Consider the following 25,033-nt stretch of genomic DNA (forward strand, 5'->3'; position numbering starts at 1 on the left):
CAAGAGGAGCAGTAAACATCACCTCAACCCGCCCCCGAGCGGGCGAGCGCCCCGCCATTTCCACCAGCCGCGCAGCCACTGCGCGGTCGCCAGTGGAGGGATGAAAACGCTGGTCAGAAGCGTCGTGCCCACCTCTCGGACGGTCCTCGGGCCGGGCCCGACACGGGCGGCCGCGAACTCGGCCGTACCGCCGAGCCAGAGCGCCGCCGCGACGAGCCGAAGGCGTGGCACAGCGACCGCCACAGCGAGCGCCGCGGTGACCACCACGTGCCACGGCCGCCGTCCGGGCAGCGCTTCCACGAGCGCCCGCCACCGCGGCCCGTACATGTGCCACAGCAGCGCGTCGTCGGCGTTGCCGCGCTGCGCCCGCAGGCACACCCACGGCCCCTCGGATCGCACCGGATGGGTGACCCGGCGCAACCCGCGCACGAGGTCCCAGCCCGCGCGCCGCACCCGGTAGGCGAGCTCGGCGTCCTCCCGGTACGCGCGCGGGAACCGCTCGTCGAACCCGCCCGCCTCGGCGAGCGCGGCCCGCCGGTACGCCATGTCCGCCGTGACCCATGGGGACCGTTCCAGGCCTGCCGTGGAGCGCTCCCAATCCGTGGGCCGGCGGTCCGTGGGCAGCGGCACCCGCACCCGGCCCTGCACGCCGCCCACCCGCTCGGGCACGTCCAGGTCGGCGCGGAGGCGCGTAAGCCAGTCCGGGTCGGGCTCCACGTCGTCGTCCAGAAACGCCACCCATGGGAAGCGGGCGGCCCGCCAGCCCGTGTTGCGCGCCGCCGCCGGCCCGAGGCCGCGCCCGGCAAGCAGTTTCGGGTACGCGTCGAGGCCGGCCGGGAGGCTCAGCTCGCCCACCCGATCGGGGCGGTCGTCGACCACCAGGATCTCCGCGCCGTCGCTTGTGGACGGCGCGAGGCGCTCCAGGAGCGTGGCGAGGCTGGGCCGCCCGACGGTCGGCACCACGATGGAAATCAACGGAACGACTCCGCGCGGTGTACCGCGTACGGGCCGATCGCGAGCAGGTCGACCGGCGCCGAGCCGAACAGCTCCATCGCCTCGCGCGGCGTGTCCACCATCGGCCGCCCGGCGGTGTTGAGCGAGGTGTTGACGACGACGGGCAGCCCGGTCAGCCGGTCGAACTCGGCCAGCATCCGCGCCACCAGCGGCTCGTCGGCACTGTCCACTGTCTGCACCCGCGCCGTACCGTCCACGTGCACCACCGCCGGGATCCGGTCCCGCCACCGCGGCCGTACCGTGTGGACGAACAGCATGTACGGGCTCGGCAGCACGCCCTCGAAGACCTCGGCCGCACGCTCGGCGCGCACCATCGGCGCGATCGGGCGAAACTGCTCACGCCCCTTCACGTCGTTCATCCGGCGGGTCGTGTCCGGATCGCCCGGGTGGGCGAGCAGCGAGCGGTGGCCGAGCGCCCGGGGGCCGTACTCAGCGCGCCCCTGAAACCACGCCACGATGCCGTTGCCGGCCAGTACCCGCGCGGCCTCGGCGGCGATGGAGTCGGGCCGGCTGAACGGCAGCGCGGCGCGGCGCAGCTCGGCCTCGATCTCGTCGTCGCTCCACCCGCGCCCCAGCGCGACGCCCGGCATGGGCTCCGGGCGCGGGCCGCTCGCGCGTGCCAGGTGCAGCGCGGCACCGAGCGCGGTACCGGCATCCCCCGCGGCCGGCTGCACCCACACGTGGTCGAACGGGCCCTCGGCGGCGATCCGGGCGTTGGCGACGCAGTTGAGCGCGGTACCGCCGGCCATCGCCAGCACCCGCGGCCCGCCGGCCGCCTCGTACGTCCACCGGGCCAGGTCGAGCAGTACCTCCTCCAGCCGCGTCTGCACGCTGGCGGCCAGGTCCGCGTGTTCCCCCGTGATCTCCTCGCCGGCCGCCCGGGGCTTGGCGAGCGTGTGCCACGCGATCGGCTCGACGGTGAAACCGCCGTCGCCGTTCGCCCGCACTAGCTCGCGCAGGAGGGGCAGGTGCCGCGCCGCGCCGTACGACGCGAGCGCCATCACCTTGTACTCGTCGCTGGAGTGCTGGAATCCCAGGTGGCGGGTCAGGTCCTCGTAGAGCAGGCCGAGCGAGTGCGGCAGCCGCTGGGCGTACAGCGGGGTGAGGTAGCCGTCCCGGTACACGCCGGCGAGGTGGCTGGCGGACTCGCCCCGCCCGTCCAGCACGAGCACGGCGGCGTCCTCGCGGTACGGCATCGCGAGCCCGGCCGAGGCGGCGTGCGCGACGTGGTGGGGTACGAACCGGACCGCACCCGGGTCCAGCCCGGGCAGGGCGGTGGCCAGGAACTGGGGCGCCCGCAGGGCGTACTCCACCCGCAGCCACTCCCAGGGGTCGCTCTCGCCGAGGTCGTCGCCGCAGAGCGCCGGGTCGTACGAGTAGGCGACCGCGTCCAGGTCACCCGGCTCCAGTCCGGCCGCCGAAAGGCACCACGCGGCGGCCAGTTCGGGCAGCTCCCAGGCACTGAAGGCGACCGGACGTTTGCCGTGCTTGCGGCGGCTGAACCGCTCCTCCTCGGCGGCCGCCACGATCCTCCCATCCACCACGAGGGCCGCCGCCGGATCATGAAAGATCGCGTTGATACCGAGCACCCGCATACCGCGGGCGATACCCCTCAAATCCGGCTTTAACCTTCGACCGGCGCTCTAGGCGGCGCGCACCGTGACGTTGCCGACGTCGGCGGTCAGCTTGACCCGGTTGTCGGCGTCGGGGCGGTTGGGCAGGTCGATCGTGGAGTCGCCAAGGTCCATGCGCACCTCGAAGTGGTACTCCTCGTCGGTCGGCAGGTAGACGGTCGTGCTGCCCACGTCGTTGCTGACGTCGAGGCTCGCCGGCGCCGCGCCGTACCGGAGATTGACGTCGCCCACGTTCGTACGGATGCGTGTCGTGCCGGCCAGGCCGGTGCCGTTGACCGCGCCGACGTCCGTGCTGACGTCGATCGGGCCGGTGATGCCGGTGATCGTTACCGGCGCCGCGTCCGCGTCGATCTTCACCGCGATACCCGCGGGCACCTCGATCCGGTAGTTGGTCTCGCAGGTCTTCCGGATCCTGAGCTGCGCCTCGCAGCCCTCGTCGACGAGGTAGAGCGTGCCGCCCTCGGTGCGGTGGCTGGTCCTGGGCGCGGTACCGCTGTAGTCCCGGCGCTCGGTCACCCGGACCCCGCCGGCGCCGGCGACGACCTCGATGAGGCCGGCCTGGCCCTTCACGTCGATGTTCTTGATCTCGCCGGAGACGTCGTAGGTCTCGGCGGTGCTGGACTTCTCGTCGAGCACGCCGCACCCGGCGGCGGCGAGCAGGGTCGCGGTGGCGATGCCCAGAGTGGACAGTCTGACAAGCATGTGTCGATCGTCCCGGCGTGTCGCACCTAATCGGATCCGGCTTCGACCCTGACCCGGCCCGGAACCCTTGCCCCTACGGGCGCCGATGCGAATGAATCGATCGCGGAATTGAGCCGTGGGGCGGAACACAGGATACTTGGGGTCCCACCCACCAAAGGAGCGCGATGACGGACCAACCGGACTGGGCACCCGCCGAGGTCGACCAAAACACCGCGACCGTGGCCCGAGCGTATGACTACCTGCTCGGTGGGTCGCACAACTTCGCGGCCGACCGGGCGCTGGCCCGCCAGCTGATCTCCGTCTTCCCCGATGTCAAGGTCCAGGCGAGGATCAATCGGGCATTCCTGCACCGCGCCACGCGGTACGTGCTGGACCAGGGCATCCGCCAGTTCCTCGACATCGGCTCGGGCATCCCCACGGTGGGTAACGTGCACGAGATCGCCCAAAAGGTGGACTCCGAGGCGCGCGTGGCCTACGTGGACATCGACCCGATCGCGGTCGCGCACAGCCGGCAGATCCTGGCCGACAACCCGCGGGCCACGGCCATCCGTGAGGACCTGTCCCAGCCGCGCGCGATCCTCGACGACCCGTCGGTGGCCAAGCTGCTCGACTTCGACGAGCCGGTCGCGCTGCTGCTTGTCGCCGTGCTGCACGCGGTACGCGACGACCGCGACCCGTACGGCGCACTCGAAGTGCTCAAGGAGCGGCTGGCCCCGGGGAGCTACCTGGTGATCGGGCACGGCACCCACGAGAGCCACCCGGACGAGTACCGCGAGGCGGCCAAGGCCATCGAGCGCACGCCCACCCCGCTGGCGATGCGCACGCATGCCGAGATCCTGCGGTTCTTCGACGGGTTCGAGCTGGTCGAGCCGGGCCTGGTCTGGACGCACGAGTGGCGCCCCGAGTCGCCGGACGACGAGCCGAGCGGCCTATCCGCACTCAACTACGGGGGTGTGGGACGCAAGCCATGACACCGGCCGAGCGGTTCGCGCGCGTGTGGAGCCGGTCGGTCCACGACGCCAGCTATGTGCTCCTGCCCAGCGCCGAGCGGGACGCGTTCTTCCTCGACCTGACCCGGCGGATCGTCGCGGCGCTGGGCGCCGACCGGTTCGACCCGGCGGTGGGCTACCAGGTCGGCGTCGACCTGGCCAGCACCGAGGAGATCGCGCCGGAGGCGCTCGGGCGCACCATCACCGAGCTCTCCACCCGCCTTCTCTCCACACTGGAGCTGTCCGATGTGGTCAGCCGCGACCGGCTCACCGCGCTTGTCGAGGCGCTGTCGATGGGGTATGCCACGGCGCTGCACGACCACACGCTCGACCGGCAGGAGGCGGTTCGCCGGGCCGACATCGCCGCGCGCTCGGAGACGGAGCTGGCCCTGCGCCGCAGCGAGGAGCGGCTGCGCCACGCCGCCCTGCACGACTCGCGCACCGGCCTGCCCAACCGGGCCCAGCTCACCCATTGGCTCGGCGAGCTGCGCACCGACCCGCCGGGCCGGCCCGCTTCGGGGTCTGCCTGATCGGCCTCGACCGTTTCGGCGCGGTCAACAACAGCCTGGGCTACGCGGCCGGCGACCGCGTCCTCGCCGCGGCCGCCCAGCGGCTCGCCGAGCTGCCCGACGGCGTCGCCTGTCATCTGGGCGGTGCCGTGTTCGCGCTGCTGATCCGCGGTACGGCCGAGCCGGAAGACGCCATCAAGGCGGCCGACCGCGCGTTGGCGGCGCTGCGTACGCCGTTCGAAGTGGACGGTCACGAGTTGCCGATGTCCGCCAGCGCGGGCGTCGTGGAGCGGGCCGTGGACGACGGCGATCCGGCCGACGCGCTGCGCGCCGCCGCGATGGCGCTGCAATGGGCCAAGGTGGACGGTCGCGACCGGTGGCGGTTCTTCGACGAGGCGCGCAACGCGAACGCGGTGGACCGGTACCGGCTGTCCGCCGAGATGCCGGCCGCGCTGGCCCGGGGCGAGTTCGGGCTGGCGTACCAGCCGATGGTCGACCTCACCACCGGCGGGGTGGTGGGCGTGGAGAGCCTGGCTCGGTGGGACCATCCGGAGCTTGGGCAGCTCGCGCCCGACCGATTCATCGCGCTCGCCGAGGACTCGGGCTTCATCCTGCCGCTCGGCATGCACCTGCTGGAGATGGCCTGCCGCCAGGCTGTGCGCTGGCACGGCGACGGCGCTGAGCCGCCCTTCGTGAGCGTCAACCTGTCCGCTCAGCAGCTCTGCCATCCGGGCCTCGCGGCCGAGGTCGCCGTCGTGCTCGACCAGGTCGGCCTGCCACCGCACCGGCTCCAGCTGGAGATCACCGAGCACGCGGCGATGACCGCCGAGGGCGACGCCATCGACAACGTACGCGCGCTCGCCGGCATGGCCGTGCGGGTCGCGCTCGACGACTTCGGCACCGGCTACTGTGGACTGTCCTACCTGCGCCGGCTGCCGGTGCACGCGATCAAGCTGGCCGGCTCGTTCGTCGCCGGCCTCGACGGCGACGGCGTCACCTGCCGTACCGACGAGGCCGTGCTCGCCTCCCTGATCCACCTTGGACACACGTTGCGGCTCACCGTCACCGCTGAGGGCATCGAGTCGGAGCGGCAGCGCACACGGCTGTACGAGCTCGGTTGTGACCTGGGCCAGGGCTGGCTGCTGGGCCGGCCCACGACGGCCGACAAGCTCTTCCGCTAGGGGTCAGTAAAGCGCGCGGTACGCACCCGCGATCACCGCGTGGTACGCGTCGCCGGTCAGGAAGCGATTGCGGGCCAGTGCCGCGCGGGCCGCGTTCGCACCGGGGCCGCCGTGCACGCCGCCGCCTGGGTGCGCCGACGAGCTGGCCAGGTAGAGCCGGTCGACGGGCGTGTCCGCCCGGCCCAGTCCGGGGATCGGCCGCAGGAAGAGCTGCTGGTACGCCGCCGAGGTGCCGCCGCCCAGCGCGCCGCCGACCAGGCTCGGATTCTCCTGCTCCAGGTCACCCGGGCCGGCCACGTGCCGCCCGACCACGAGCCGGCCGAAGCCCGGCGCGTACTCCTCCAGCACGCTCTCCATCCGCGCCACGTGTGCCAGCACCTCCTCCGCGTGCCACTCGTGGCGGAACGGCAGGTGGGTGTAGCACCACAGCGACTCCGTGCCCGCCGGCGAACGGGACGGGTCGGCGGTCGTCATCTGCCCGACCAGGAGGAACGGGTCGCGGGGCACCTCGCCGACGGCGAGCTCGGCCGCGTACCGGGCCAGCCCGTCGAGGTCGGCGCCGAGGTGGACGGTACCCGCGCCGCCCGTGGCCGGGTCCTTCCACGGCATCGGCGCGGAGAGCGCCCAGTCGACTTTGACCGTCGAGCCGTCCCACCGGAAATGGTCCAGGTCCTCGACAAGCCGGGACGGCAGGTGCGCCGCGCCGACGAGGTCGAGGTACAGCGCGGGCGCGGGCACGTCGGCGAGCACCGCCCGCCGGGCCCGCCACAGCTGACCGTCCGCCGTGGACACGCCCATGGCACGTCCGCGCGCGGTCAGTACGCGCTCGGCGCGGGCGCCGTACTCGATGTGCCCGCCACTGACCCACAGCCGGGAAACGAGCGCGTCGGTGATCTTCTGAGCCCCGCCCTCAGGGACCGGCCAGCCGTACTCCTGGCCCAGCATCGCCAGGAGCCACCCGAACACGCCGCTGCCGGCGTCGTCGACGGACAGGTCCGTGTGCAGCGCGCACCCGGCCATCAGCAGCTGGGCGCCCTCGCCGCGGAAGATCTCCTGACCGAGCTTGCGGGCGGGCACGACGATCCGGCGGGCCAGGCGCAGGGCGCCGTACAGCCGGAGCCGGGCGAGCAGCCCAGCGCCGCCGCGCACCGGTGGAAACGGCGTGAAGAGCGTCTCCAGCATTGGTGCGGAGACATTGGCCCACTCGGCGTACGCGTGTTGCCAGCGCTCCCCGTCACCGGCGGCGAACTCCTCGACCGAGGCCGAGGTGGTCTCCAGCTGCCGGTTGAGCCGGGCCGCGCGCCCGTCCGGGAGCACGTGCGCCAGCACGTCCGGCGCGTGCCGCCAGGTGAGCCCATGGTCGCCGAGGTCGAGCGCGTGCATCACCGGCGAGGCGTACCCCAGCGGGTAGAACGCGCTGTACAGGTCGCTGAGGTAGCCGGGCGCGGTGACCTCGGCGGACCTGACGGCGCCGCCGGGTGCGGCCGCGGCCTCGAGTACGACCACGTCCCACCCGGCGTCTGCCAGCAGGTTGGCGGCGACGAGGCCGTTTTGCCCCGCGCCGATGACGACGGCGTCGGCGACCTCGGCAGTTGTCACTCCAGCAAGCTACCGCTCGCGGGCCTTCGCCGTGCGGCGATTGTTTGCCTTCTCAATGGCCTTGACCAGCTCTGCCTTGTTCATGTCGGTTCGGCCGGGGATGTCGAGCTTGCCGGCCACCTCCACGAGGTGCTCCTTGGACGCGTTCGCGTCGACGCCACCCGCGGTCGGGACCGGGGTTTCGCGGTAGGAGCGCTCGGACTGCTCGTCGCTCGGGCCCTTACGACCCTTCGGCTCCCAGTGGTCGCCGACCTTCTCGAACGAATGCTTCAGCGCGGCGAACGCGGTGCGGTGCGACCGCTCCCCCTCGCCGTACGTCTCCACGGCCGAGTCGTGCGTCTTCGCCCAGGTGTCCTGCGCCTTCTCGTTCGAGCGTCGGATGGTGCTGGGCATGTCCTCACGTCCAGGCATGGCCACCTCCTCGGTACTCGTGTGAATGCTCCACCCCATCCCCTACCCTCCGCCCGGAGGCGCAAACGTTTGTGCACGTCACGGGGTGGGTAGAGGCGGTCATGGCGTCAACCGCGGCATCCGCCGGCACCACTGCCCGGAGAGCGTCCCGGGCGTCCTTCTCGACCTGGCGGGGCGTGGCCGTCCGCGCCGTCCGCGAGTTCATGGACGACAACTGCACTGACTGGGCGGCCGCGCTGACGTACTACGGCGTGCTCTCCCTCTTTCCCGCGATGATCGTGATCGTTGCGCTCGTGGGGCTGGTCTCCGAGGGCGAGCGCACCGTCGACACCATCGTCGAGATCGCCTCTAGCCTGGGCGCCGGCTCGGTCGTCAACAACCAGAGCGTCATCGCCCAGATCCGCGAGGTGACCAGTGGGGGTTCGGCGAGCGTGCTGCTGAGCTTTGGCCTCATCGGCGCGCTCTGGTCCGCCTCCGGCTACATCGGCGCGTTCACCCGGGCCTCGAACGCGATCTACGACGTCAGGGAGAGCCGCAAGTTCTACAAGCTCCGCCCGCTCCAGCTGCTCATCACCGCCGCCGCGCTGGTGCTGCTCGCGATGTTCGCACTCATGCTGATCGTCAGCGGCCCCGTCACCACCGCGATCGGCAACGCGTTGGGTGTCGGCGACACCGCACGCATGATCTGGTCGATCCTGAAGTGGCCGGTACTCGTGCTCGTGGTGATGCTCCTGCTCGGGCTGCTGTTCTGGATCGCGCCGGACGTCGAGCAGCCGCGCTTCCGGTGGATCACGATCGGCGGCGCGGCGACGCTCGTGGTGTGGGCGGTCGCGTCGTTCGGCTTCGGGCTCTACGTCGCCAACTTCAGCTCCTACCAGGGCACCTACGGCACGCTCGGTGGAGTGATCGCGTTCCTGGTCTGGCTGTACCTGTCGAACTGCGCGGTCCTGCTCGGCGTCGAGATCAACGCGGAGGCCCGCAAGGTCGCGATGCCGGAGAAGGGCGTCGAGATCAACGCGGAAGCCCGCAAGGTCGCCATGCCCGAGAAGGGGTTTGCCTCCGAAAAGCCCGGGTAGGACCAACCGCATGGATCGGGGCAGCAGCAAGCACGGCCCGCGCTTGGACGAGGAGATGGCCCGCGAAGTCGAGGGCACCGTCCAGGGCAGCGTGGCCGGATCGCGGGTCGAGGAATGGCGCGAGCCGGAACCGTCCGGCGAAGACCAGCCCGACGCCGCTCAGGTGCCGGCGGGAGATCGCCGGTCCGGGGCCCCGCAGGGCATGACGAACGAGGAGGTGGACCAGCGCAGCGAGTTGGGCAAGTACCTCGACCTGTCCGTGCTGCCCGCCGACCGCGCGGCCCTGCTGCGTTCGGCCCGCAAGAACCAGGCACCGGACAACATGCTCGACGCGCTGGACCGCCTCCCGGCGGACCGGACGTTCCGGACGGTGTCGGAGGTGTGGGCCGTACTCGGGCACGCGAACGAGACGACGCGCTGGTAGAAGCGCTGGTAGGAGGCCCCCAAATGGGTGGTGTGACCGAATCTGTGGACGTGGCGGTCCCCGTACGGACCGCCTACAACCAATGGACCCAGTTCGAAGAATTCCCCCACTTCATGCAAGGTGTCCAGGAGGTCCGGCAGCTGTCGGACACCATGACCCACTGGAAGACCGAGATCGCCGGCGTCAAACGCGAGTTCGACGCCCGGATCACCGAGCAGATCCCCGACGAGCGGGTGGCCTGGAAATCGACCGAGGGCACCCACCAGGCCGGCGTCGTCACCTTCCACCGGCTGGACGACAACCACAGCCGGGTGACGGCACAGATGGAGTTCGAGCCGCACGGCGTGGTGGAGCAGACTGCCGACAAGTCCGGCGCCGTAACCCACCGGGTGAAGGCCGACCTCAAGCGGTTCAAGGAGTTCATCGAGGCCCGCCGCCAGGAGACCGGCGCCTGGCGCGGTCAGGTCTGAGCGGTAGCAACAGCTTTCGTCGTCGTCTCGTCGCCAACCCGGCGGCGGGACGACGCCGCGTAGAGGAGCATGAGCACCAGGCTCATCACGACCAGGGACGGGCCGAGTGCCTCCACGTCGATGCGGCTGAGCAGGATGCCGACCAAGCCGGGCAGGAGCGCGCCGCCGAGGGCCGAGCCGCCGAGCTGTACGCCGATCGTCCGGTCCGCGTGCGCCTCGCCCACCCGGCTCGCGGTCATCAGCGTCATCAGCGGGAAGACCGGCGCGGCCGAGAAGCCGATGATGCCCAGGCCGAGCGCCGCCACCCAGCCCGGTGCGGGCAGCGCGACGAGTACCGCGCCGCCTGCCATACCGGCGAGACTTGCCCACAGCACCTGGCCGCTGCCCACCCGCTCGGCGACCACGCCCTGCACGACCCGGCCGAGGAAGAGGCAGGCCCAGTACCCCGAGACGCAGATGCCGGCCACCGCGTCGCTGAACCCGCGCCCCTCGGTCAGCAGCGTGAACGCCCACAGGCCGGCCGCCACCTCGACCGCGACGTACACGGCGAAGGCCGACGCGCCCAGCCACACCGCCGGGATCACGAGCGTGGCGCGGATCGGCACCGGGGCCGGCGCGGGGGCGTCAGCGTGCGCCGGCCGGTGTACGGCCCAGCGGTTCACCGTCACCACGAACGCGGTCGCGAGCACTACCTGGGCGGCGGCGACCACCCCGTACCCCCATCGCCAGGACAGGCCCGCGGAGAGCGCGGTGGTCATGATCAAGGGGCCGATGGCGACGCCGAGGCCGAAGAACGCGTGCAGCCAGTTCATGTGGCGGGGGCCGAAGGCCGCCGCCGCGTAGGCGTTGAGGCCCGAGTCGATCGCGCCGCCGCCGAGGCCGAGCACCAGCGCGAACGCGACCATCACGCCGAGCGCCGGGGAGACCGCGTACGCGGCGAGGCTGATCGAGCAGAGCGCGGTACTGCCGGCGAGCAGCCGCCCCACGCCCAGCCGTGCGATCGTGAACCCCGCCGCAACGCTCGACGTCAGGTAGCCCACAGTGCCGACCGTGAGCAGCACGCCCACCGTCTCGCGCGGTACGCCGAACTCCTCGCTGACCGACGGCCAGCCCACACCGAGCAGGCCGTCGGGCAGTCCGAGGCTGATGAACGCGAAGTAGGCCAGGAGCAGCATGCCCCGCGGGTACGAGTCACGAAGACCGATCTTATGCCGGTGCCGACTCCCGGCGGATCTTGGACGATCCCGTGCCCACCGACCAGCCGGCCACCCAGCGCGCGGTCGTGTTGGCGCGGGTGCGATCGGCCAGGTGGTACCAGTCCATCCGGCAGCGCTGCGTGGTCACGTCGAACACCCCGAACCCGTGGCCGTCGAGCTCGGTCCACTTCACGTGCGGGTTGGCCGCGCGCACGATGCTGGCGGCGAGGACGCTGAGCGCGCCGCCCGGGCTTGTACCCAGGAAGTCGTTGATGTTGTCGCTGGTCACCGAGGGCACCACGAACTCCGCCGCGGCCGGGTTGCCGGATCCGGTGGTGCGGGTGACGAGCTCGTTTGCCCAGGAGGTGTGGATGTCGCCGGTGAGGAAGACCACGTCCTTGGTACCTGTCGCCCGCAGGTGGTTGACAAGCTCGTCGCGGTCGGCGTTGTAGCCGTCCCACTGGTCGGTGTTGACCGCGAACCCGTTCGCCGGGATGCCGAGCAGCTTGCCGAGCGGACCGAGCAGCCAGGCCGGGAGCGTGCCGACGTCCAGCCGCGAGATCATCACCGGGTTGCCGACAAGCTTCCACTTCGCCTGCGACGACACGAGGCCCTGCTTGAGCCAGCTCATCTGGTCGTCACCGGTGATCGTGCGGGCCGGGTCGTCCACGGCCGTGCCGGAGGCCTGGAGCGAGCGGTAGGTGCGAAGGTCCAACATGGACAGCTCGGCGAGGCGCCCGAACCGCACCCGGCGGTAGATCGAGCCGCTGGCTCCGAGCCGGACGGGCATCCATTCCGCGTACGCCTGGCGGGCCGCCGCCAACCGCGCGGCGAACGCACCCTCGGTGGCCGGCGTGTGGTTTTCCGCGCCGCCCGCCCACTGGTCGTTGGCCACCTCGTGGTCGTCCCAGGTGATCACCCAGGGCACGGTGGCGTGCAGCGCCTGGAGGTCCGGGTCGGTCTTGTAGAGCGCGTGCCTGATCCGGTAGTCGGCCAGCGTCAGCACCTCGTGCGCCGGCCGCACCTGCCGCACGACGCTTCCGCCCGCGTCGAACTCGCCGGTCCCGTACTCGTACAGGTAGTCGCCCAGGTGCAGCACCAGGTTGAGGTCGCCGCGAGCGGCCAGGTGCCGGTACGCCGCGAAGTAGCCGGCCTCCCAGTTGGAGCAGGAGACGACGCCCATGCGTACCCGGTCGATGGCCGCGTCCGGCGCCGGAGCGGTCATCGTGCGACCCACCGGCGACCAGCCGCCGGCGTAGCCGAAGCGGTACCAGTACGTCGTACCCGCCGCGAGGCCGTCGATGTCCACCTTGACCGTGTGGTCGCGCTGCGGTCCGGTGGTGAGCGAGCCTTCTCGGGTGATGCTGGTGAAGTCCGGGTCCGCCGCGACCTGCCAGGTCACCTGGACCTCGGGGCCGGCGCCCGAGCCGGGCTGCGCGTCTTCCGTGGGCGTCACCCGGGTCCACAGCAGGATGCCGCCGGGCAGCGGATCGCCGGACGCGACCCCGTGCCGGAAAGCGGACGACGCGGCCGCGGCGGGGGATCCGGCTGGGCCGGCGGCGGCGATGGTGGCGAGCGTCGCGCCGGTGGTGAGGCCGGCGGCACGCAGTAGAGTACGGCGATCGAGCGGCACGTTGGTCATGGTCGATGTATCTATCAGCGGTACCTTGCGCTCCGCCGACGCCCAGACGTCCAAACCGGACGCACACGGCAACATCGGCCGAACGACCGACGGGCGATGCGGGCAGATCGCGCAAAACTGTCCGGATGCGCCGTTCCCCCAAGCCATCGGCTTCCTGACCGCACGCCAGCGCAAGCTCGCCTGGCTCGGCTTCATGCTTGTCGCGTGCCAGGCGCCCGTCGCCGCGAAGGTACTGCCGGACGCCTCGTGGCTGTTCAGCATCGTGGTCGCCCTGACGGTAGCGACGGTCATCATGGCGGATGACTCGATGCGACGGCGTCCCGCCGCAGAGTAGTCACGCTGCGTGAGGTCCGTCTCAACCCGAGCGGACCAGCCCAAGATTCAACCGACCGGCGGAGGCTGGCCAGGCCACGCCCCCGCTAGCGTCGATCCCCATGACTGGGCTGTTCAGCGGCTTTACCTCACGCGCCGCCACGCGTTCGGCACGTTCCGAGATCAACGGAATGATGTCGGCGTTCGGTGCGGCCGGCCTCGAGGCCGCCGCCCGCCACCCCGGCCTGCTCGCCACGCTCGACCAGCACGCCGCGGCGATCCGCGACAGCCTCCTGGGCGACCTGCGGCCGCTCACGCCGGTACACCTGGCGGGCTACGCGGAGGGCGTCCGCGACGCGGCCGCCGAGCACGGGTGGCGCCTGCCCGCGGGCCGGATCGACTGGTCGGCCCGTCCCGACTGGGTGCTGACCCGGCTGCTCGCCGTCTGCTACCTGGCCCACGCCCCCATACCCGCGCCACGCCGCAGCTGACCGCTCTTCGCGCGCTCCCAGGCTGGCCCTTCGCCTCGGCCCTTCTGCTGAGGCGGCCTCGGCCGAAGCGGCCGGCCTACACCGAATGACGGGTAAACGACAGTCGCCGCCCGCCGCCAACCGATACCCTCGCCCGCGGAGCGGCCTGGGACGGGTCGTCCTAAAACGTGCGTTGTAGACAGGAGATCCGAATGGCCCGCCGGGTGTTCATGGGGATGGCCGCGCTCGTGCTAGCGCTCGGCGTCGGCGCCTGCGGCAAGGACTCCCCCGACCCGGCCCCGTCGTTCTCCCAGCCGCCCAGCACGCCGGCGCCGGGCCGGGAGGCCATCGCCGGCATCGCGCCCGAGCCGGACCAGGCGACCGCACTGGACTACGTGGACGCGCTGATCAAAATCGACCGCGACATCGTGCACAACAAGGAAGAGAAGGCCGTCGACCGCGGCCGCGACCTGTGCTCCGCGGTAAAGAGCACGCCCGGCGACGAGAAGAAGCTGGTCGACGCCACGCTCCAGCGCTTCACGTCGCCCAACCACCCGGACGGCTTCGGCGAGGCCAAGTCCAAGCGCATCCTGGCCGCCACGCGCAAGTACATCTGCCCGTCGTACTGACCCGCGCCGCGCGTATCCATCCACAACAAAGACTGAGCTACCGCGACGTCCGCGGTGGTCCAGACCGCCGCTCCCGCAGCCTCACCCTCCGCGCTTCACAACCCCGCCGGCATGGCCGGCGGTGAGGCCGCGGGAGCACCTGGTGCGCGCGATGCGCAGATCTGGCGAATGTCGACCTGCTGTGCCGCCAAGGGCTGGGAAAAGCGGAAGCCCGCCCCGAAGGGCGGGCTTCCTGGGAGCGGGAACGTCAGCGGAGGCCGTTGCGGATCGCGACCGAGATGAGCGTGTCGGGGTCGTCGGAGATGATCCCGTCCACGCCCAGGTCGATCACGCGCTGAATGACCGCCGGGTCGTTGACCGTGTAAGGCACCACCTTGAGGTCGTACCGGTCCTGGAGCACCGGCACGGTCGGGCCGTGGAAGTAGGTCGGGTCGGTGCGCAGGTACCAGTCCGGGTTCTGCGCCGCGACCTGAGCCGGGTCGTGCACCTGCCAGTTGGACGAGACGGTGGCGGCACCCGCGGCGCGGACAAGCTTGCCCAGGTCGCGGTACTTCCACCAGTCAAGCCCACCGGTCCACGGGCTCTTCACCTTCGAGTTGCCGTACACCGCCTGGAGCGAGCACTCGTCGGCGAGCGTCGAGCACTCGGCCGGGCCGTACTGCCAGACCAGCGCCACCGTCTCGATCCGCCGGTCGAGCTTGCGGGACAGCAGGATCGTGCGCCAGTCGAACGACTGGATCGTCACCCGGTCCTCGAAGTCCGCCTTCTGGATCGCCTTCACCAGGAGCTTCGTGAAGACGTCGTACGGCGCGGTGTCGTTCGCGGTCGGGCTGATCTTGGTCTCGATGTTCATCCGGATGTCGTGCCGGCCGGAGGCCTTGACGAGCGCGAACACCTCGCCCAGCGTGGGGATCCGGGCACCCGGCGCCGCCACCTGCTGCGGGAACTCGGCCAGCGTCTTCGACCCGCAGTCGATCGTCTTGATCTGCCGCAGGGTCAGGTCGTGCACCCGCTTGCCCACGTACGGGTACTCCGGGTCACCCGCGAACGCCGGCGCCGTGTCCTCGCAATGCGAGCCGTTGATCGTACGGTCGTGGATGACCACGAGCTGCCCGTCCTGCGTGACACCGGTGTCCAGCTCCAGCGTCGAGACAGCGCGGTTGGCGAGCGCGTACTCGAACGCGGGGAGCGTGTTCTCCGGCCGCACCGCGCGCGCACCCCGGTGGCCCTGGATGTCGAACGGCGACGTGTACCCGCGCGGAAGCTGGTACCCGCGCTGCGCGATCAGCCCGCGAAGCCGGTCGGGGTAGTCGGTGATGATGCCGTCCACACCGTCGTCGATGAGCTTGGCCATCGTCGGCAGGTCATCGATGGTCCACGGGATGACCTTGATGCCGTTGCGGTGGGCGTGGCGGACCATCTCCTTGGTCACGTACGGCTTGTAGCCGGGGTCGACCACCGAGCCGTTCTGCGGCGTGCCGTGCACCGGCGAGAAGGCGTACGCCCCGAAGCTCTTGATCGCCTTGATCGGGTCGCCACCGAAGTTGTCGATGTCGATGCCGCCCAGCCACGGCGAAGCGCCCGGCTGACCGGTCTGGAGGAAATCGATGTTCGTGAGCGCCACCACGGGGAGGCGCGGCTCGACCTGGCGCATGCGCATCAGCGCGCCCCAGTCGAAGCTCTGGATCGTGACCTGGCGCAGCAGCCCAGCGTTGCGGATCTCCCGCGCGGTCACCTGGACGAACTGCTCCCGCGGCGCCGTCTCGGTCGGCGCCCCGGCCTCCACCTTGGTCTCGATGTTGAGCTTCACACCGTCCGCGCGGTACCGCTTGACCAGCGCGAACACCTCGCTCAGCAGCGGCATCCGCGCGCCCGGCACGGCGAGCTGGCCAGGCTTGTCGGCCAGCGTCTTGCTGCCACAGTCGAGGGTGCGAACCTGGGCGAGGGTGAGCGTGTTGACGTACTTGCCCACGTACGGGTACTCGGAGTCGCCCGGGGTGGCCGGGGCGGTGTCCGTGCACTTCGTACCGGTCACGCGACGGTCGTGGGTGACCACCGCCTGGCCGTCCTCGGTGATCTGCACGTCCAGCTCCAGCGTGGTGACGCCGAGCTGGAGAGCGTTGCCGAAGGAAGCGAGCGTGTTCTCCACCCGCAGACCGAGCCCACCGCGGTGGGCCTGGACGTCGAACTCCGGTTTGTGCTTCGGGTGCGCCACAGCCGCGCCGGGCAGCGCCGTGACGGTCAGGCCCGCGGCCAGGGCCGCGAGCGCGATTCTCCTGGTTATCACGGGCGTGATCGTCGCGAAGCGGAGCAGCCTTGGCGCGTGCGCGGGGTGAACAAGAAGCTAACTACTACAGCTACGGCCGTTGATCGCGCATCCGGTGGGCTCGCCGGCCAGCAGTCCCGGCACCTCGAACGTGAACGCGACCGACCCGCCGGCCACAAGCTCGCGATTGCCGGGCAGCGGCGTGAACGTCACCAGCTCGCCCTCCTGCCGCGCGTCCGCCCCCGTCACACTGTCCACTTTCTGTCCAGTGGGGAGGCTGAGCGTCACGGTCCAGCCGTCGGCCGCGCCCTTGCCCTGGTTGGCGATGGTGACCTGGCCGCGGTAGCCGGTGAGCCCGAGCAGGCCGGTATTCGCCTCGCGGGAGTAGCGCGCGACAAGGTCGGCCGGCACGGGCGGCGCGCTGGACGCCTCGGGCGTGGGCGGCGCGCTGCTGACCGCCGCCGCGCCGTCTCCAGTGGACGGATCGGCGCCGCCGCTCGGTGCCGCGTCCGGCGTTGGCTCGGCGCTCGGCCCCGCTGCCCCGGGCGCGCTCTGTGTGGGCTCGGCGGACACCGTCGGGCCCTGCTCCCCCGCCGTCTCCACCGGCGGCAGCGGCAGCCGCACCGCTCCGGTGGGCGGCCGGCTGGCCATCAGAACGGCATAAGCTCCGCCGACGATGGCCACCGCGGCCACCAGCACGAACGCGACCGCAAGACCCACTTCCGTGCGGCTCCACGGTGGTCGCCCTTGCTTTTTCGATACGCGGAACGGCGCCCCGGTCGCCGGCGATCCGTGCCCTCCGTGGCCTCGATCCGGGTGCGATGGCGTCGGCGGCTCCGCCGCGTGGTCCTGCGCGGTCATGCTGTCGTCGAACTGCTGAAGCTCGGCGACATACCCCATCACGCCGGCGTCGCGCTGCCGCGGGAGCGACGCGTCGACCGCCTCGTGCGTCCCGGTGCGATCAGCCGTCACGCCGCGACTATATGCGTGCCGCTCATATCGGGCGCAACCCCCTAATCCCTAGTCCTGAATCCCTGGTCGTGCGGGATTACCAGCAGAGGCAGAACGGGTGGCCGGCGGGATCCGCGTAGACCCGGAAGGTGACCTTTCCCTCCGGCGTCGGCAGCGGGCGCGCGCCCAGCGCCAGCGCCTTGGGCTCCGCCTCGTCGATGTCGTCGACCGTGATGTCGAGGTGGAACTGCTGCGGGAACGCCGGGTCGGGCCAGCGCGGCGGGACGTGGTCGGGCGCCTCCTGGAAGCTCAGCGTGGTCACGCCGTCGCTGATGTCGACCCAGTCGCGGTCGTCGCTGGTGATCGGCATACCGAGCAGCTCGGAGTAGAAGCCAGCCAGCACGTGCGGATCGGGGCAGTCGAGCACCACTGAGGACAGGCGACCGATCATGATGCGCTCCTTCATGGGGGTTTTCCTCGGCCGTCCGATCCTGCTCCACAGGTACGACAGTTTCGGGATTGGTGTGATCGTTGCCGTACGGTGACCGTTTGCCGATGTGCACGTGAAATCCCACCGCACTACCGTGTCCACTAGGCGATACCCCGCGTTGGGAGGGCACGGCGTGGTCGGAGCCTTGGTCCGCACTCGCGTGGCGAGCAACGGCACTATGGTCGTGCAGGTGCGCGGCCATGTCAGCGAGGCTGCCACTGTGCAGCTCCGGCGTGCGCTCCTGCACGCCCTGCTCCGGGTCCGCGCGGGCCGCCTTGTCGTCGACCTACGCCACGCCGGCTGGGTCGACCCGCTCGGCGTGGGTGCCGTGGTCGCCGGCTGCCAGGTCGCGAGCGACAGGTCCGTCTCGGTGGTCGTGCACCGCCCCACGCACGGCGTGGCCCGCCGCCTAGAGGCCGCCGGCCTGCCCGAGAAGGCCCTCCTGCGCCGCTAGCCTAGCAGGCGTCATCGACCTTCGTCGATTTTTTCGAAACGCGGGAAGCCGGTTCGACGCGGGGTCTTCACATCCGCGCAACATACCCGTACGGTAATCGATGTCCATGGGAGCGCTTCCAACGAGGAAGCTCTATGCCGGGAAGGAGTCCCGCATGCGCAGGAGATCCGCGCTCTCCGCCATCGGCGCGGCCGCCGCCGCAGCGCTAGCCACGGCGACGGTGGTCGGTGTCGGGCTGCTGCAGCCCCAAGCCGCGTCGGCCGCCGATTCCGTGTTCTATGTGGATCCGGAGACCAACGCGGCCCGCTGGGTCGCCGCCAACCCCAACGACTCGAAGGCCGCCGTGATCCGCGACCGGATCGCGAGCGTGCCCCAGGCTCGCTGGTTCACCACCACCAACACCTCGGCTGTACGCGGGCAGGTGAACACCTTCGTCGGTGCCGCCGCCGCGGCCGGCAAGATCCCGATTCTCGTTGTCTACAACGTGCCCAACCGCGACTGCGGCGGCGCGAGCTCCGGCGGCGCGCCAAGCCACCAGGCGTACCGCGCGTGGGTGGACGAGGTCGCGGCCGGGCTCGCCAACCGCCCGGCGTACATCGTCCTCGAGCCCGATGTGCTCGCCCTCATGAGCGACTGCCAGAGCGCCGCCCAGCAGGCGGAGACGTCCGCCTCGATGGCGTACGCGGGCAAGCGCCTCAAGGCCGGCTCGTCGCAGGCCCGGGTCTACTTCGACGCGGCGCACTCGGCCTGGCTCTCGGCCAGCGAGATGGCACGCCGCCTGGTCGCCGCCGACATCGCCAACAGCGCGGACGGCATCTCGCTCAATGTCTCCAACTACCGGGCCAACTCGGAGCTCATCTCGTACGGCAAGGCCGTCATCGCGGCCACCGGCCGGAGCAGCCTCAAGATGGTCCTCGACACGAGCCGCAACGGCAACGGGCCGGCCGGCTCGGAGTGGTGCGACCCGCCGGGGCGCGCGATCGGCATCCCCAGCACCAACAGCACCGGTGACGCCGCGGTCGACGCGTTCCTCTGGGTCAAGCTGCCGGGCGAGGCGGACGGCTGCATCGCCGGCGCGGGTCAGTTCGTCCCGCAGCGGGCGTACGACCTGGCGATCGCCGCCGGACCGGTCACCACGCCGCCGACCACCCGGCCACCCACGACCCCGCCCACGACTCCCCCGACGACCCCGCCCACCACGCCCCCGACGACCGGGCCGACCACGGGGCCACCGCCCACCACGGCGCCGCCCGGCACGTGTGGCGTGGTCTTCGTGCCCAACCAGTGGACCGGTGGCTTCACCACCGACGTGCGGATCACCAACCGCGGCGCGGCGGTGACGAGCTGGACGCTGCGGTTCACGGTGGGCTCGGGCGTGCGCCTCACCAACGGCTGGAACGGCACCTGGAGCCAGTCCGGCACCCAGATCACCGTCACCAACGCCGGCTGGAACGGCAGCATCCCGAGCGGTGGCACGGTCAGCACCGGCTTCCAGGGCACCGGCACCCTGGGCACACCGACCGGAATCACCTTGAACGGCACGGCCTGCACCTGACGTACCACCCCTCCTGATGGGTGGCCCCGCGCGGGTGTGGCGCGGGGCCACCCTCCAGGTCCCCCTAGATTGCCCCCTTTCCTCTAGATAAGCCGGTTTCCTCCAGATAGGACGGTGCCGACATGACCGCCGACCTGACCACCGCCACGGATCCCCTCGCGCCGCCCCCGCGCCGCCGCAACCGGGCCCGGTGGATCGCCGTCGCGGTGGTGGTGGTCGCCGCCGCCGTGCTGGCGGTGCTGCTGCGGGTCGCCGGCTCCGGTGGCCCGTCCCGCCCGCCGACCCTGGAAAACCAGCTCTCCGACCGGATCGTCGCGATCATGGAGCAGGCCACGCCGACAGATCACCACCAGCACGGCCACGGCAGCATCGGCGAGGTCAAGGGCCAGGTGCTGTGTGCGGCGAAGACGCTCGGCTTCGAGCCGGCCGGCGCGAAGACGGTGGCCGAGGTCCGCATCGTGTACGGGTACCACCTGTGCGCGGTCGTCGAGCCGGGCCGGGCGTGGGACTTCGCCCAGAAGCTCTCCGGCCCGATGTCGGTACAGCTCACCGAGCCACCGGTGGTCAAGGTCGCCGAGGGTGGCGAGGGCTTCCAGGACCGGGTCCGCGAGATCATCCCGCCGCCGTACCAGGAGGCGGCGCTCCAGGAGCTCCTCGACGAAGACCAGATGCGCGACCTGCGCGAGCGGTTCGACAAGGCGTTCAGCAAGGTCTGACCGCTCCCGCTGCGCGGGCTACGGCTGGAGAAGGATCTTCACGGCGCCGTCCCGCTTCTTCTGGAACATGTCGTACGCGCGGGCGGCCTCGGCCAGCGGCATGTGGTGGGTAGCGAAGGTATCCACGCCGAGCGGGTCGTCGTCCCGGGCGAGCAGCGGCACGAGGTCGTCCACCCACCGCTTGACGTTCGCCTGGCCCATCCGTACCTGTACCTGCTTGTCGAAGAGCGTGAGGATCGGCAGCGGGTCGGCCATGCCACCGTACGAGCCGATCAGCGAGACAGTGCCGCCGCGGCGCACGATGTCGATCGCGGAGTACAGGGCGGTCAGGCCGTCCACGCCGGCGCGTTCCATCGCCTTGGCCGCCAGCATGTCGGGGAGCAGGCCGGCCACCTGCTGTACGAGCCTGGCACCCGTGGAGCCGTGGGTCTCCATGCCGACCGCGTCGATGACGGCGTCGGGACCGCGGCCGCCGGTACGGTCCCGGATCTCGCCGACCAGGTCGTCGGTCTCGCGCAGGTCGATCACCTCGATGCCACGGTCGCGGGCGCGTTCCAAGCGTGCGGGCACGAGGTCGACGCCGATCACCCGGCCGGCGCCGCGGAAGGTGGCGATGCGGGCGGCCATGTCGCCGATCGGGCCGAGGCCGAGCACGACGAGGCTGCCGCCGTCCGGGATGCCCGCGTACTCGACTCCCTGCCACGCCGTCGGCAGCACATCCGACAGGTACACGAAACGGTCGTCCGGCATGCCCTGCGGCACCTTGATCGGCATGTACTGGGACTGCGGCACGCGCAGGTACTCCGCCTGGCCGCCGGGCACCCCGCCGTACAGCCTCGTGTAGCCGAAGCGCGCGGCGCCCATCCCGTGCTCCCGCACCTGCGTGGTCTCGCACTGGCTCTGCAAGCCCTCGCGGCACATGTGGCAGTACCCGCAGCAGATCTGGAGCGGGACCACCACGCGGTCCCCGGGCGCGACCGTGCGTACCTCCGGCCCAGCCTCCTCCACGATCCCCATCGACTCGTGCCCGAGGATGTCCCCCTCGCTCATGAAAGGCCCCAGCACCTCGTACAGGTGCAGGTCCGAGCCGCAGATCCCGGCCGACGTGATCCGGACGATCGCGTCGGTGGGTTCCTGGATCTTCGGGTCGGGGACGTTGTCCACACTCACGTCCCGCCGGCCCTGCCAGGTCACAGCTCGCATGCCCACGGGGCTTCCCCCGGCGGTACCCCTCAAACCCCCTCGCGACGGGCGCGGGCCCGGCGCTTGCCCTCGTGCATCGCCTGCACGCGGGCGATGGGGATCGCGTGGCCCTCCTCGACGAGATCGTCGGGAAGCCGTTGCGGCGCGGGCATCCGCTCGGCCCACGGGTCGGCGTCGCCGAGCAGCCCGACGGCGGTGTGGATATTGAAGTCGGCGGGCTTGACCCGGTCGAGATCCTCCCAGGCGACCGGGAACGACACCGGCAGGCCGGGACGCAGCCGCGGGCTGTACGCCGCCACGACCGTCGCGCCACCGGCCCTTGTGGAGTCGAGGAAGACCTTGCCGGCCCGGTCCTCCTTGATGAACGCGGTCGTCGCGACCTCCGGGTCGATCCGCTCGGCGCGGGCCGCGAGCGCGCGGGTGGCGGCGGCGACATCCATGATGTTCACGGACTCGTCGACCGGTACGAAGATGTGCACGCCCTTCGAACCGCTCGTCTTCACGGCGCCCTCGAGCCCGGTGTCCGCGAGCGCCTGCCGCACCAGGTGGGCGGCGGCCACAACCTGGTCGAACGCGTCACCCTCCGGCGGGTCGAGGTCGAGGATGAGGTCGGTGACCGCGTCCCACCGCTCGGCGCGCATGAGCGCCGGGTGGTACTCGATCGCCCGCTGGTTGCCGAACCACAGGAGCGTGCGGCGATCGTTGCAGAGCGCGTAGTGCACCTCGCGCTTGGACGCGTCCGCCCAGCGAGTCACGGTCCGGACCCAGTCAGGCGTGTACTTGGGGACGTTCTTCTGCATGAACGCGTCCTGCCCGCGCAGGATCCTGATCACCGAGAGCGGCCGGTCGTGCAGCATCGGGATGATGCGGTCGCGCATCGCGTCGAGATAGTCGACGAGCTGCCGCTTGGTGGCGCCGGCCCCTCGAACAGCTGCTGGTCCAGGTTGGTCAGTGCGACGCCGTCCCGCTCCTCGTCAGCTGCCATACCTCACCCTGCCATCACTTCGCGGAGCAGGTCCAGGTTCTTGCTGATCACCGCCGTCACGCCGAGGCGGCGGGCGTGCGCGAGCGCTTCCGGCGTGTCCACCGGCCAGACCATCACGACCTCGACCGACTCGCGCAGCTCGGCGACGATCGCCGGGGTGAGCAGCTCGCGGCGGATCGATACCCCGTACGCCGGCTGCCGCCGCACCCGCGCGCGCAACCGCCCCAGCGTGAACCGGTTGCTGGACGAGTACACCCGCCGCACCGGGTCCTCGAACGAGTCGAGCATCTTCCACTGCTTCGTGCACACCGTGATCGGCGCGTCCGGGGCCGCCTCGCGCAACAGCGACGCGACCCTCGGCGCGAGCGCCGCGGCCGGACCCTTCAGGTCGAGCATCAACCGAGAGTCACCATTCGCGGCGGTGAGGACCTCGTGCAGCTCTGGGAGGACGATGTCGCGCCGCCGCTTGAGGATCCACGTGTCCCAGAGCCAGTCCGGGCCCAACGTCTTCATGTGGCGCACCTCGATCGCGCCCTTGAACAGGTGGATGTCGGCCTCTACAAGATCAACTCCGGCGTCGAGGGCGGTCCGCAGACCGATCGGGTCGTTTCCGGCGCGGTGCGCGATGGCCATGATTGGAGGCACGACTCAGCGTAACCCGGCTCGTTTGTCTGATCCTGTAGCGGGAAGCTGACGCCGGGTGGCACGCTGATGGCGAATGCGGCACGAGGAGGCTCTCATGGCCACATCTTGGACAGGGCCACCGGTCGGCGGTGCGGACACGCCCGCGCGACCCACGGTAAGCATGGTGAGCTACTCCGACTACCCCTCGGCCCAGCGGGCGGTCGACTACCTGTCGGACCACGAGTTTCCGGTCGAGCGCACGGCCATCGTCGGCACCGACCTGCGCCTGGTGGAAAACGTGCTGGGCCGTATGACCGTGGGCCGCGCCGCCCTGGCCGGCGTGGCCACCGGCGCCTGGTTCGGGCTCTTCATCGGCCTGCTGTTCGGCCTCTTCAGCGAGTCCAACTGGCTCGGCGTGATCCTCGCCGGCGTGCTGATCGGCGCGGTGTGGGGCGCGGTCTTCGGCGCGATCGCGCACGCGATGACCGGCGGTCGCCGCGACTTCACCTCGCGCAGCTCACTCCAGGCCGCGCAGTACGCGGTGACGGTCGACGCCGAGCACGCCGAGGCCGCCCGCCAGCTGCTCACCCGCCTCAACTGGCAGGCCAGCGGCGCCAGCTGACCCGGGGGTCGGGACCGGCTGCGATTAGCGGCACTAGGTGCCGAGGCGGAGTAGCGGTCCGAGCGTCTGGGCGGCCAGGACAAGGCCGACGACAAGGACCAGGGTCGCGGTGGCCAACGGGGTAGCGGCCGCGACCCTCCCGGAAACGGCGTCGACCCGGTGGGCGAGGCGTCCGTGCAGGTGAACCAGGAGAAGTCCGGCGGCGGTGAGGGCGGTGGCCATGCCCAGGCCGTAGGCAATGACGAGCAGGACCCCGAACCAGGTACGACCCAGCGCGATCGCGCCGAGCAGGACGATCAGGGCGGAGGGGCTGGGTACGAGGCCGCCCGCGACGCCGATACCGATCAGCCCTCGGCGGCCCGCCTTGCGGTGCGGATGCGGGTGCGGGTGACCGACCCGATGTGCGTGGTCGTGTTGATGCTGGTGCTGGTTTACCGGTGCGGCTGCGACGGCGACCAACTGCGGATTCGCGTGGGCGTGATCCCCGCACGGCAGGGGATCGGGCGCCCGCCGGCGCCTTCGCTGTGCCGTGAGTGCGGAGGTGAGCAGTCCGATTCCGATGGCGGCGATGAGCAGCCCGCTGGTGAGCCCGAGCCAGCCCAGGAGTGTTTCCCCGGCGAGGCTGGTGACGGTGGTGAGGAGCAGTCCGACTACGAGTACGCCGCTGGTGTGCGTGGCGGTGACGGTGACGCCGACGGTGATCGCGTCGCGGTAGTTGCCCTGGCGGCCGGCGATGTAGGCGGCCATGACCGACTTACCGTGCCCGGGTAGGGCGGCGTGGGCGGCGCCGAGCAGGAGGGCGAGCAGGATGCCGAGCAGCCCGGCCAGTGGGGTGAGATGGTCCGATCCGACGATGTTGTTGAGCCGGTCCCCCAATGTGCCCACCGCGCGGCTCAACGGCCCTGCCAT

At 71.2% G+C, this 25,033-nt stretch carries 26 protein-coding genes and 1 pseudogene; 13 read left to right on the forward strand and 14 right to left on the reverse strand.

Features of this window, described 5'->3' with window-relative positions:
* Positions 1 to 18: 18 nt before the first annotated feature.
* The 3 genes from Pflav_RS23645 to Pflav_RS23655 are packed head-to-tail and all read right to left on the reverse strand — an operon-like array spanning position 19 to position 3,350.
* Entirely contained in the window at positions 19 to 975 is a 957-nt protein-coding gene (locus Pflav_RS23645) for a glycosyltransferase family 2 protein (RefSeq protein WP_173038278.1), read from the reverse strand.
* A complete protein-coding gene (locus tag Pflav_RS23650; protein ID WP_173038280.1) occupies positions 972 to 2,609 on the reverse strand; it encodes a carbamoyltransferase family protein in 1,638 nt (545 codons plus the stop codon). Before Pflav_RS23650 ends, Pflav_RS23645 begins: the two co-directional genes overlap by 4 nt.
* Before the next feature lie 48 nt (positions 2,610 to 2,657).
* A complete protein-coding gene (locus tag Pflav_RS23655; RefSeq protein WP_173038282.1) occupies positions 2,658 to 3,350 on the reverse strand; it encodes a DUF4097 family beta strand repeat-containing protein in 693 nt (230 codons plus the stop codon).
* A 164-nt stretch (positions 3,351 to 3,514) separates the two neighbouring features.
* On the opposite strand from Pflav_RS23655, the gene Pflav_RS23660 reads away from it, so the two are divergent.
* From Pflav_RS23660 to Pflav_RS23670, 3 genes are read left to right on the forward strand one after another with little or no spacing between them, the layout of a single operon-like run.
* The gene (locus Pflav_RS23660) at positions 3,515 to 4,321 is read left to right on the forward strand and encodes an SAM-dependent methyltransferase (protein ID WP_173038284.1); all 807 of its coding nucleotides are present in this window, start codon (positions 3,515 to 3,517) and stop codon (positions 4,319 to 4,321) included.
* Positions 4,318 to 4,869, forward strand: a complete 552-nt coding sequence (locus Pflav_RS23665; RefSeq protein WP_173038286.1) for a GGDEF domain-containing protein — start codon at positions 4,318 to 4,320, stop codon at positions 4,867 to 4,869. The genes Pflav_RS23660 and Pflav_RS23665 overlap by 4 nt, the downstream gene beginning before the upstream one ends.
* Positions 4,812 to 6,029: a putative bifunctional diguanylate cyclase/phosphodiesterase gene (locus Pflav_RS23670; protein ID WP_173038288.1), complete on the forward strand. Its 1,218-nt coding sequence runs from the start codon at positions 4,812 to 4,814 to the stop codon at positions 6,027 to 6,029. The genes Pflav_RS23665 and Pflav_RS23670 overlap by 58 nt, the downstream gene beginning before the upstream one ends.
* Before the next feature lie 3 nt (positions 6,030 to 6,032).
* On the opposite strand, the gene Pflav_RS23675 is transcribed toward Pflav_RS23670, so the two are convergent.
* Together Pflav_RS23675 and Pflav_RS23680 are read right to left on the reverse strand one after the other, a co-directional pair.
* Positions 6,033 to 7,628 (reverse strand): phytoene desaturase family protein, encoded by a 1,596-nt coding sequence (locus Pflav_RS23675; protein WP_173038291.1) that lies wholly within the window; start codon positions 7,626 to 7,628, stop codon positions 6,033 to 6,035.
* A gap of 9 nt (positions 7,629 to 7,637) precedes the next feature.
* Complete coding sequence (locus Pflav_RS23680; RefSeq protein ID WP_173038293.1) at positions 7,638 to 8,039, reverse strand: ChaB family protein; 402 nt, start codon at positions 8,037 to 8,039, stop codon at positions 7,638 to 7,640.
* 101 nt (positions 8,040 to 8,140) lie between these two features.
* Here Pflav_RS23680 and Pflav_RS23685 point away from each other — a divergent pair, with 101 nt between their 5' ends.
* From Pflav_RS23685 to Pflav_RS23695, 3 genes are read left to right on the forward strand one after another with little or no spacing between them, the layout of a single operon-like run.
* A complete protein-coding gene (locus Pflav_RS23685) occupies positions 8,141 to 9,115 on the forward strand; it encodes a YihY/virulence factor BrkB family protein (protein WP_173038295.1) in 975 nt (324 codons plus the stop codon).
* Positions 9,116 to 9,125: 10 nt separating this feature from the next.
* Complete coding sequence (locus Pflav_RS23690) at positions 9,126 to 9,539, forward strand: DUF2795 domain-containing protein (RefSeq protein WP_173038297.1); 414 nt, start codon at positions 9,126 to 9,128, stop codon at positions 9,537 to 9,539.
* Between the two features lie 23 nt (positions 9,540 to 9,562).
* Positions 9,563 to 10,009 carry an SRPBCC family protein gene (locus tag Pflav_RS23695; protein WP_173038299.1) on the forward strand — a complete coding sequence of 149 codons (447 nt, stop codon included), beginning with the start codon at positions 9,563 to 9,565 and terminating at the stop codon, positions 10,007 to 10,009.
* Here Pflav_RS23695 and Pflav_RS23700 read toward each other — a convergent pair.
* Together Pflav_RS23700 and Pflav_RS23705 are read right to left on the reverse strand one after the other, a co-directional pair.
* The gene (locus Pflav_RS23700; RefSeq protein WP_173038301.1) at positions 10,000 to 11,184 is read right to left on the reverse strand and encodes an MFS transporter; all 1,185 of its coding nucleotides are present in this window, start codon (positions 11,182 to 11,184) and stop codon (positions 10,000 to 10,002) included. The genes Pflav_RS23695 and Pflav_RS23700 overlap by 10 nt on opposite strands.
* A 31-nt stretch (positions 11,185 to 11,215) precedes the next feature.
* Complete coding sequence (locus Pflav_RS23705) at positions 11,216 to 12,847, reverse strand: alkaline phosphatase D family protein (protein WP_173038303.1); 1,632 nt, start codon at positions 12,845 to 12,847, stop codon at positions 11,216 to 11,218.
* Between Pflav_RS23705 and Pflav_RS23710 the strand changes: the two genes are divergently transcribed.
* From Pflav_RS23710 to Pflav_RS23720, 3 genes are all read left to right on the forward strand, one after another.
* The gene (locus tag Pflav_RS23710) at positions 12,846 to 13,181 is read left to right on the forward strand and encodes a hypothetical protein (RefSeq protein ID WP_232072728.1); all 336 of its coding nucleotides are present in this window, start codon (positions 12,846 to 12,848) and stop codon (positions 13,179 to 13,181) included. The two genes, Pflav_RS23705 and Pflav_RS23710, sit on opposite strands and share 2 nt — an antisense overlap.
* A gap of 100 nt (positions 13,182 to 13,281) precedes the next feature.
* Positions 13,282 to 13,650 carry a DUF6401 family natural product biosynthesis protein gene (locus Pflav_RS23715; RefSeq protein ID WP_173038305.1) on the forward strand — a complete coding sequence of 123 codons (369 nt, stop codon included), beginning with the start codon at positions 13,282 to 13,284 and terminating at the stop codon, positions 13,648 to 13,650.
* 191 nt (positions 13,651 to 13,841) lie between these two features.
* Positions 13,842 to 14,258: a hypothetical protein gene (locus Pflav_RS23720; RefSeq protein ID WP_232071818.1), complete on the forward strand. Its 417-nt coding sequence runs from the start codon at positions 13,842 to 13,844 to the stop codon at positions 14,256 to 14,258.
* Between the two features lie 247 nt (positions 14,259 to 14,505).
* Here the strand turns inward: Pflav_RS23720 and Pflav_RS23725 are convergent, their stop codons facing one another.
* From Pflav_RS23725 to Pflav_RS23735, 3 genes are all read right to left on the reverse strand, one after another.
* The gene (locus Pflav_RS23725) at positions 14,506 to 16,545 is read right to left on the reverse strand and encodes a glycerophosphodiester phosphodiesterase family protein (protein WP_173038307.1); all 2,040 of its coding nucleotides are present in this window, start codon (positions 16,543 to 16,545) and stop codon (positions 14,506 to 14,508) included.
* Positions 16,546 to 16,602: 57 nt separating this feature from the next.
* Positions 16,603 to 17,496 carry a cellulose binding domain-containing protein gene (locus Pflav_RS23730; protein WP_173038309.1) on the reverse strand — a complete coding sequence of 298 codons (894 nt, stop codon included), beginning with the start codon at positions 17,494 to 17,496 and terminating at the stop codon, positions 16,603 to 16,605.
* Between the two features lie 76 nt (positions 17,497 to 17,572).
* A complete protein-coding gene (locus Pflav_RS23735; protein WP_173038311.1) occupies positions 17,573 to 17,926 on the reverse strand; it encodes a VOC family protein in 354 nt (117 codons plus the stop codon).
* A gap of 172 nt (positions 17,927 to 18,098) precedes the next feature.
* On the opposite strand from Pflav_RS23735, the gene Pflav_RS23740 reads away from it, so the two are divergent.
* The 3 genes from Pflav_RS23740 (at position 18,099) to Pflav_RS23750 (ending at position 20,690) form a co-directional block, all read left to right on the forward strand.
* Positions 18,099 to 18,419 (forward strand): STAS domain-containing protein, encoded by a 321-nt coding sequence (locus Pflav_RS23740; RefSeq protein WP_173038313.1) that lies wholly within the window; start codon positions 18,099 to 18,101, stop codon positions 18,417 to 18,419.
* Between the two features lie 154 nt (positions 18,420 to 18,573).
* Entirely contained in the window at positions 18,574 to 19,974 is a 1,401-nt protein-coding gene (locus Pflav_RS23745; RefSeq protein ID WP_173038315.1) for a glycoside hydrolase family 6 protein, read from the forward strand.
* 122 nt (positions 19,975 to 20,096) lie between these two features.
* The gene (locus Pflav_RS23750) at positions 20,097 to 20,690 is read left to right on the forward strand and encodes a hypothetical protein (RefSeq protein WP_173038317.1); all 594 of its coding nucleotides are present in this window, start codon (positions 20,097 to 20,099) and stop codon (positions 20,688 to 20,690) included.
* An 18-nt stretch (positions 20,691 to 20,708) separates the two neighbouring features.
* Here Pflav_RS23750 and Pflav_RS23755 read toward each other — a convergent pair whose 3' ends face one another.
* The 3 genes and pseudogenes from Pflav_RS23755 to Pflav_RS23765 all read right to left on the reverse strand — a co-directional run bounded on the left by Pflav_RS23755 (position 20,709) and on the right by Pflav_RS23765 (position 23,511).
* Positions 20,709 to 21,893 carry a zinc-dependent alcohol dehydrogenase gene (locus Pflav_RS23755; protein ID WP_173042601.1) on the reverse strand — a complete coding sequence of 395 codons (1,185 nt, stop codon included), beginning with the start codon at positions 21,891 to 21,893 and terminating at the stop codon, positions 20,709 to 20,711.
* A 29-nt stretch (positions 21,894 to 21,922) separates the two neighbouring features.
* Positions 21,923 to 22,878, reverse strand: a pseudogene (ligD, locus tag Pflav_RS23760) (non-homologous end-joining DNA ligase).
* Positions 22,879 to 22,881: 3 nt separating this feature from the next.
* Positions 22,882 to 23,511 carry a glycerophosphodiester phosphodiesterase gene (locus Pflav_RS23765; RefSeq protein ID WP_232071820.1) on the reverse strand — a complete coding sequence of 210 codons (630 nt, stop codon included), beginning with the start codon at positions 23,509 to 23,511 and terminating at the stop codon, positions 22,882 to 22,884.
* Positions 23,512 to 23,617: 106 nt separating this feature from the next.
* On the opposite strand from Pflav_RS23765, the gene Pflav_RS23770 reads away from it, so the two are divergent.
* Complete coding sequence (locus Pflav_RS23770; RefSeq protein WP_173038319.1) at positions 23,618 to 24,124, forward strand: general stress protein; 507 nt, start codon at positions 23,618 to 23,620, stop codon at positions 24,122 to 24,124.
* A 33-nt stretch (positions 24,125 to 24,157) separates the two neighbouring features.
* On the opposite strand, the gene Pflav_RS43870 is transcribed toward Pflav_RS23770, so the two are convergent.
* Complete coding sequence (locus Pflav_RS43870) at positions 24,158 to 25,033, reverse strand: HoxN/HupN/NixA family nickel/cobalt transporter (RefSeq protein WP_197938715.1); 876 nt, start codon at positions 25,031 to 25,033, stop codon at positions 24,158 to 24,160.

This window comes from Phytohabitans flavus (assembly GCF_011764545.1).
Lineage (GTDB): Bacteria > Actinomycetota > Actinomycetes > Mycobacteriales > Micromonosporaceae > Phytohabitans > Phytohabitans flavus.

Coding starts and splice junctions, on each gene's coding strand:
- Pflav_RS23650 (WP_173038280.1), bottom strand. CDS start 2,609: ATGCGGGTGCTCGGTATCAACGCGATCTTTCATGATCCGGCGGCGGCC.
- Pflav_RS23655 (WP_173038282.1), bottom strand. CDS start 3,350: ATGCTTGTCAGACTGTCCACTCTGGGCATCGCCACCGCGACCCTGCTC.
- Pflav_RS23660 (WP_173038284.1), top strand. CDS start 3,515: ATGACGGACCAACCGGACTGGGCACCCGCCGAGGTCGACCAAAACACC.
- Pflav_RS23665 (WP_173038286.1), top strand. CDS start 4,318: ATGACACCGGCCGAGCGGTTCGCGCGCGTGTGGAGCCGGTCGGTCCAC.
- Pflav_RS23680 (WP_173038293.1), bottom strand. CDS start 8,039: ATGCCTGGACGTGAGGACATGCCCAGCACCATCCGACGCTCGAACGAG.
- Pflav_RS23685 (WP_173038295.1), top strand. CDS start 8,141: ATGGCGTCAACCGCGGCATCCGCCGGCACCACTGCCCGGAGAGCGTCC.
- Pflav_RS23690 (WP_173038297.1), top strand. CDS start 9,126: ATGGATCGGGGCAGCAGCAAGCACGGCCCGCGCTTGGACGAGGAGATG.
- Pflav_RS23695 (WP_173038299.1), top strand. CDS start 9,563: ATGGGTGGTGTGACCGAATCTGTGGACGTGGCGGTCCCCGTACGGACC.
- Pflav_RS23700 (WP_173038301.1), bottom strand. CDS start 11,184: ATGCTGCTCCTGGCCTACTTCGCGTTCATCAGCCTCGGACTGCCCGAC.
- Pflav_RS23710 (WP_232072728.1), top strand. CDS start 12,846: ATGGTCGATGTATCTATCAGCGGTACCTTGCGCTCCGCCGACGCCCAG.
- Pflav_RS23705 (WP_173038303.1), bottom strand. CDS start 12,847: ATGACCAACGTGCCGCTCGATCGCCGTACTCTACTGCGTGCCGCCGGC.
- Pflav_RS23715 (WP_173038305.1), top strand. CDS start 13,282: ATGACTGGGCTGTTCAGCGGCTTTACCTCACGCGCCGCCACGCGTTCG.
- Pflav_RS23720 (WP_232071818.1), top strand. CDS start 13,842: ATGGCCCGCCGGGTGTTCATGGGGATGGCCGCGCTCGTGCTAGCGCTC.
- Pflav_RS23735 (WP_173038311.1), bottom strand. CDS start 17,926: ATGATCGGTCGCCTGTCCTCAGTGGTGCTCGACTGCCCCGATCCGCAC.
- Pflav_RS23745 (WP_173038315.1), top strand. CDS start 18,574: ATGCGCAGGAGATCCGCGCTCTCCGCCATCGGCGCGGCCGCCGCCGCA.
- Pflav_RS23750 (WP_173038317.1), top strand. CDS start 20,097: ATGACCGCCGACCTGACCACCGCCACGGATCCCCTCGCGCCGCCCCCG.
- Pflav_RS23755 (WP_173042601.1), bottom strand. CDS start 21,893: ATGCGAGCTGTGACCTGGCAGGGCCGGCGGGACGTGAGTGTGGACAAC.
- Pflav_RS23765 (WP_232071820.1), bottom strand. CDS start 23,511: ATGGCCATCGCGCACCGCGCCGGAAACGACCCGATCGGTCTGCGGACC.
- Pflav_RS23770 (WP_173038319.1), top strand. CDS start 23,618: ATGGCCACATCTTGGACAGGGCCACCGGTCGGCGGTGCGGACACGCCC.
- Pflav_RS43870 (WP_197938715.1), bottom strand. CDS start 25,033: ATGGCAGGGCCGTTGAGCCGCGCGGTGGGCACATTGGGGGACCGGCTC.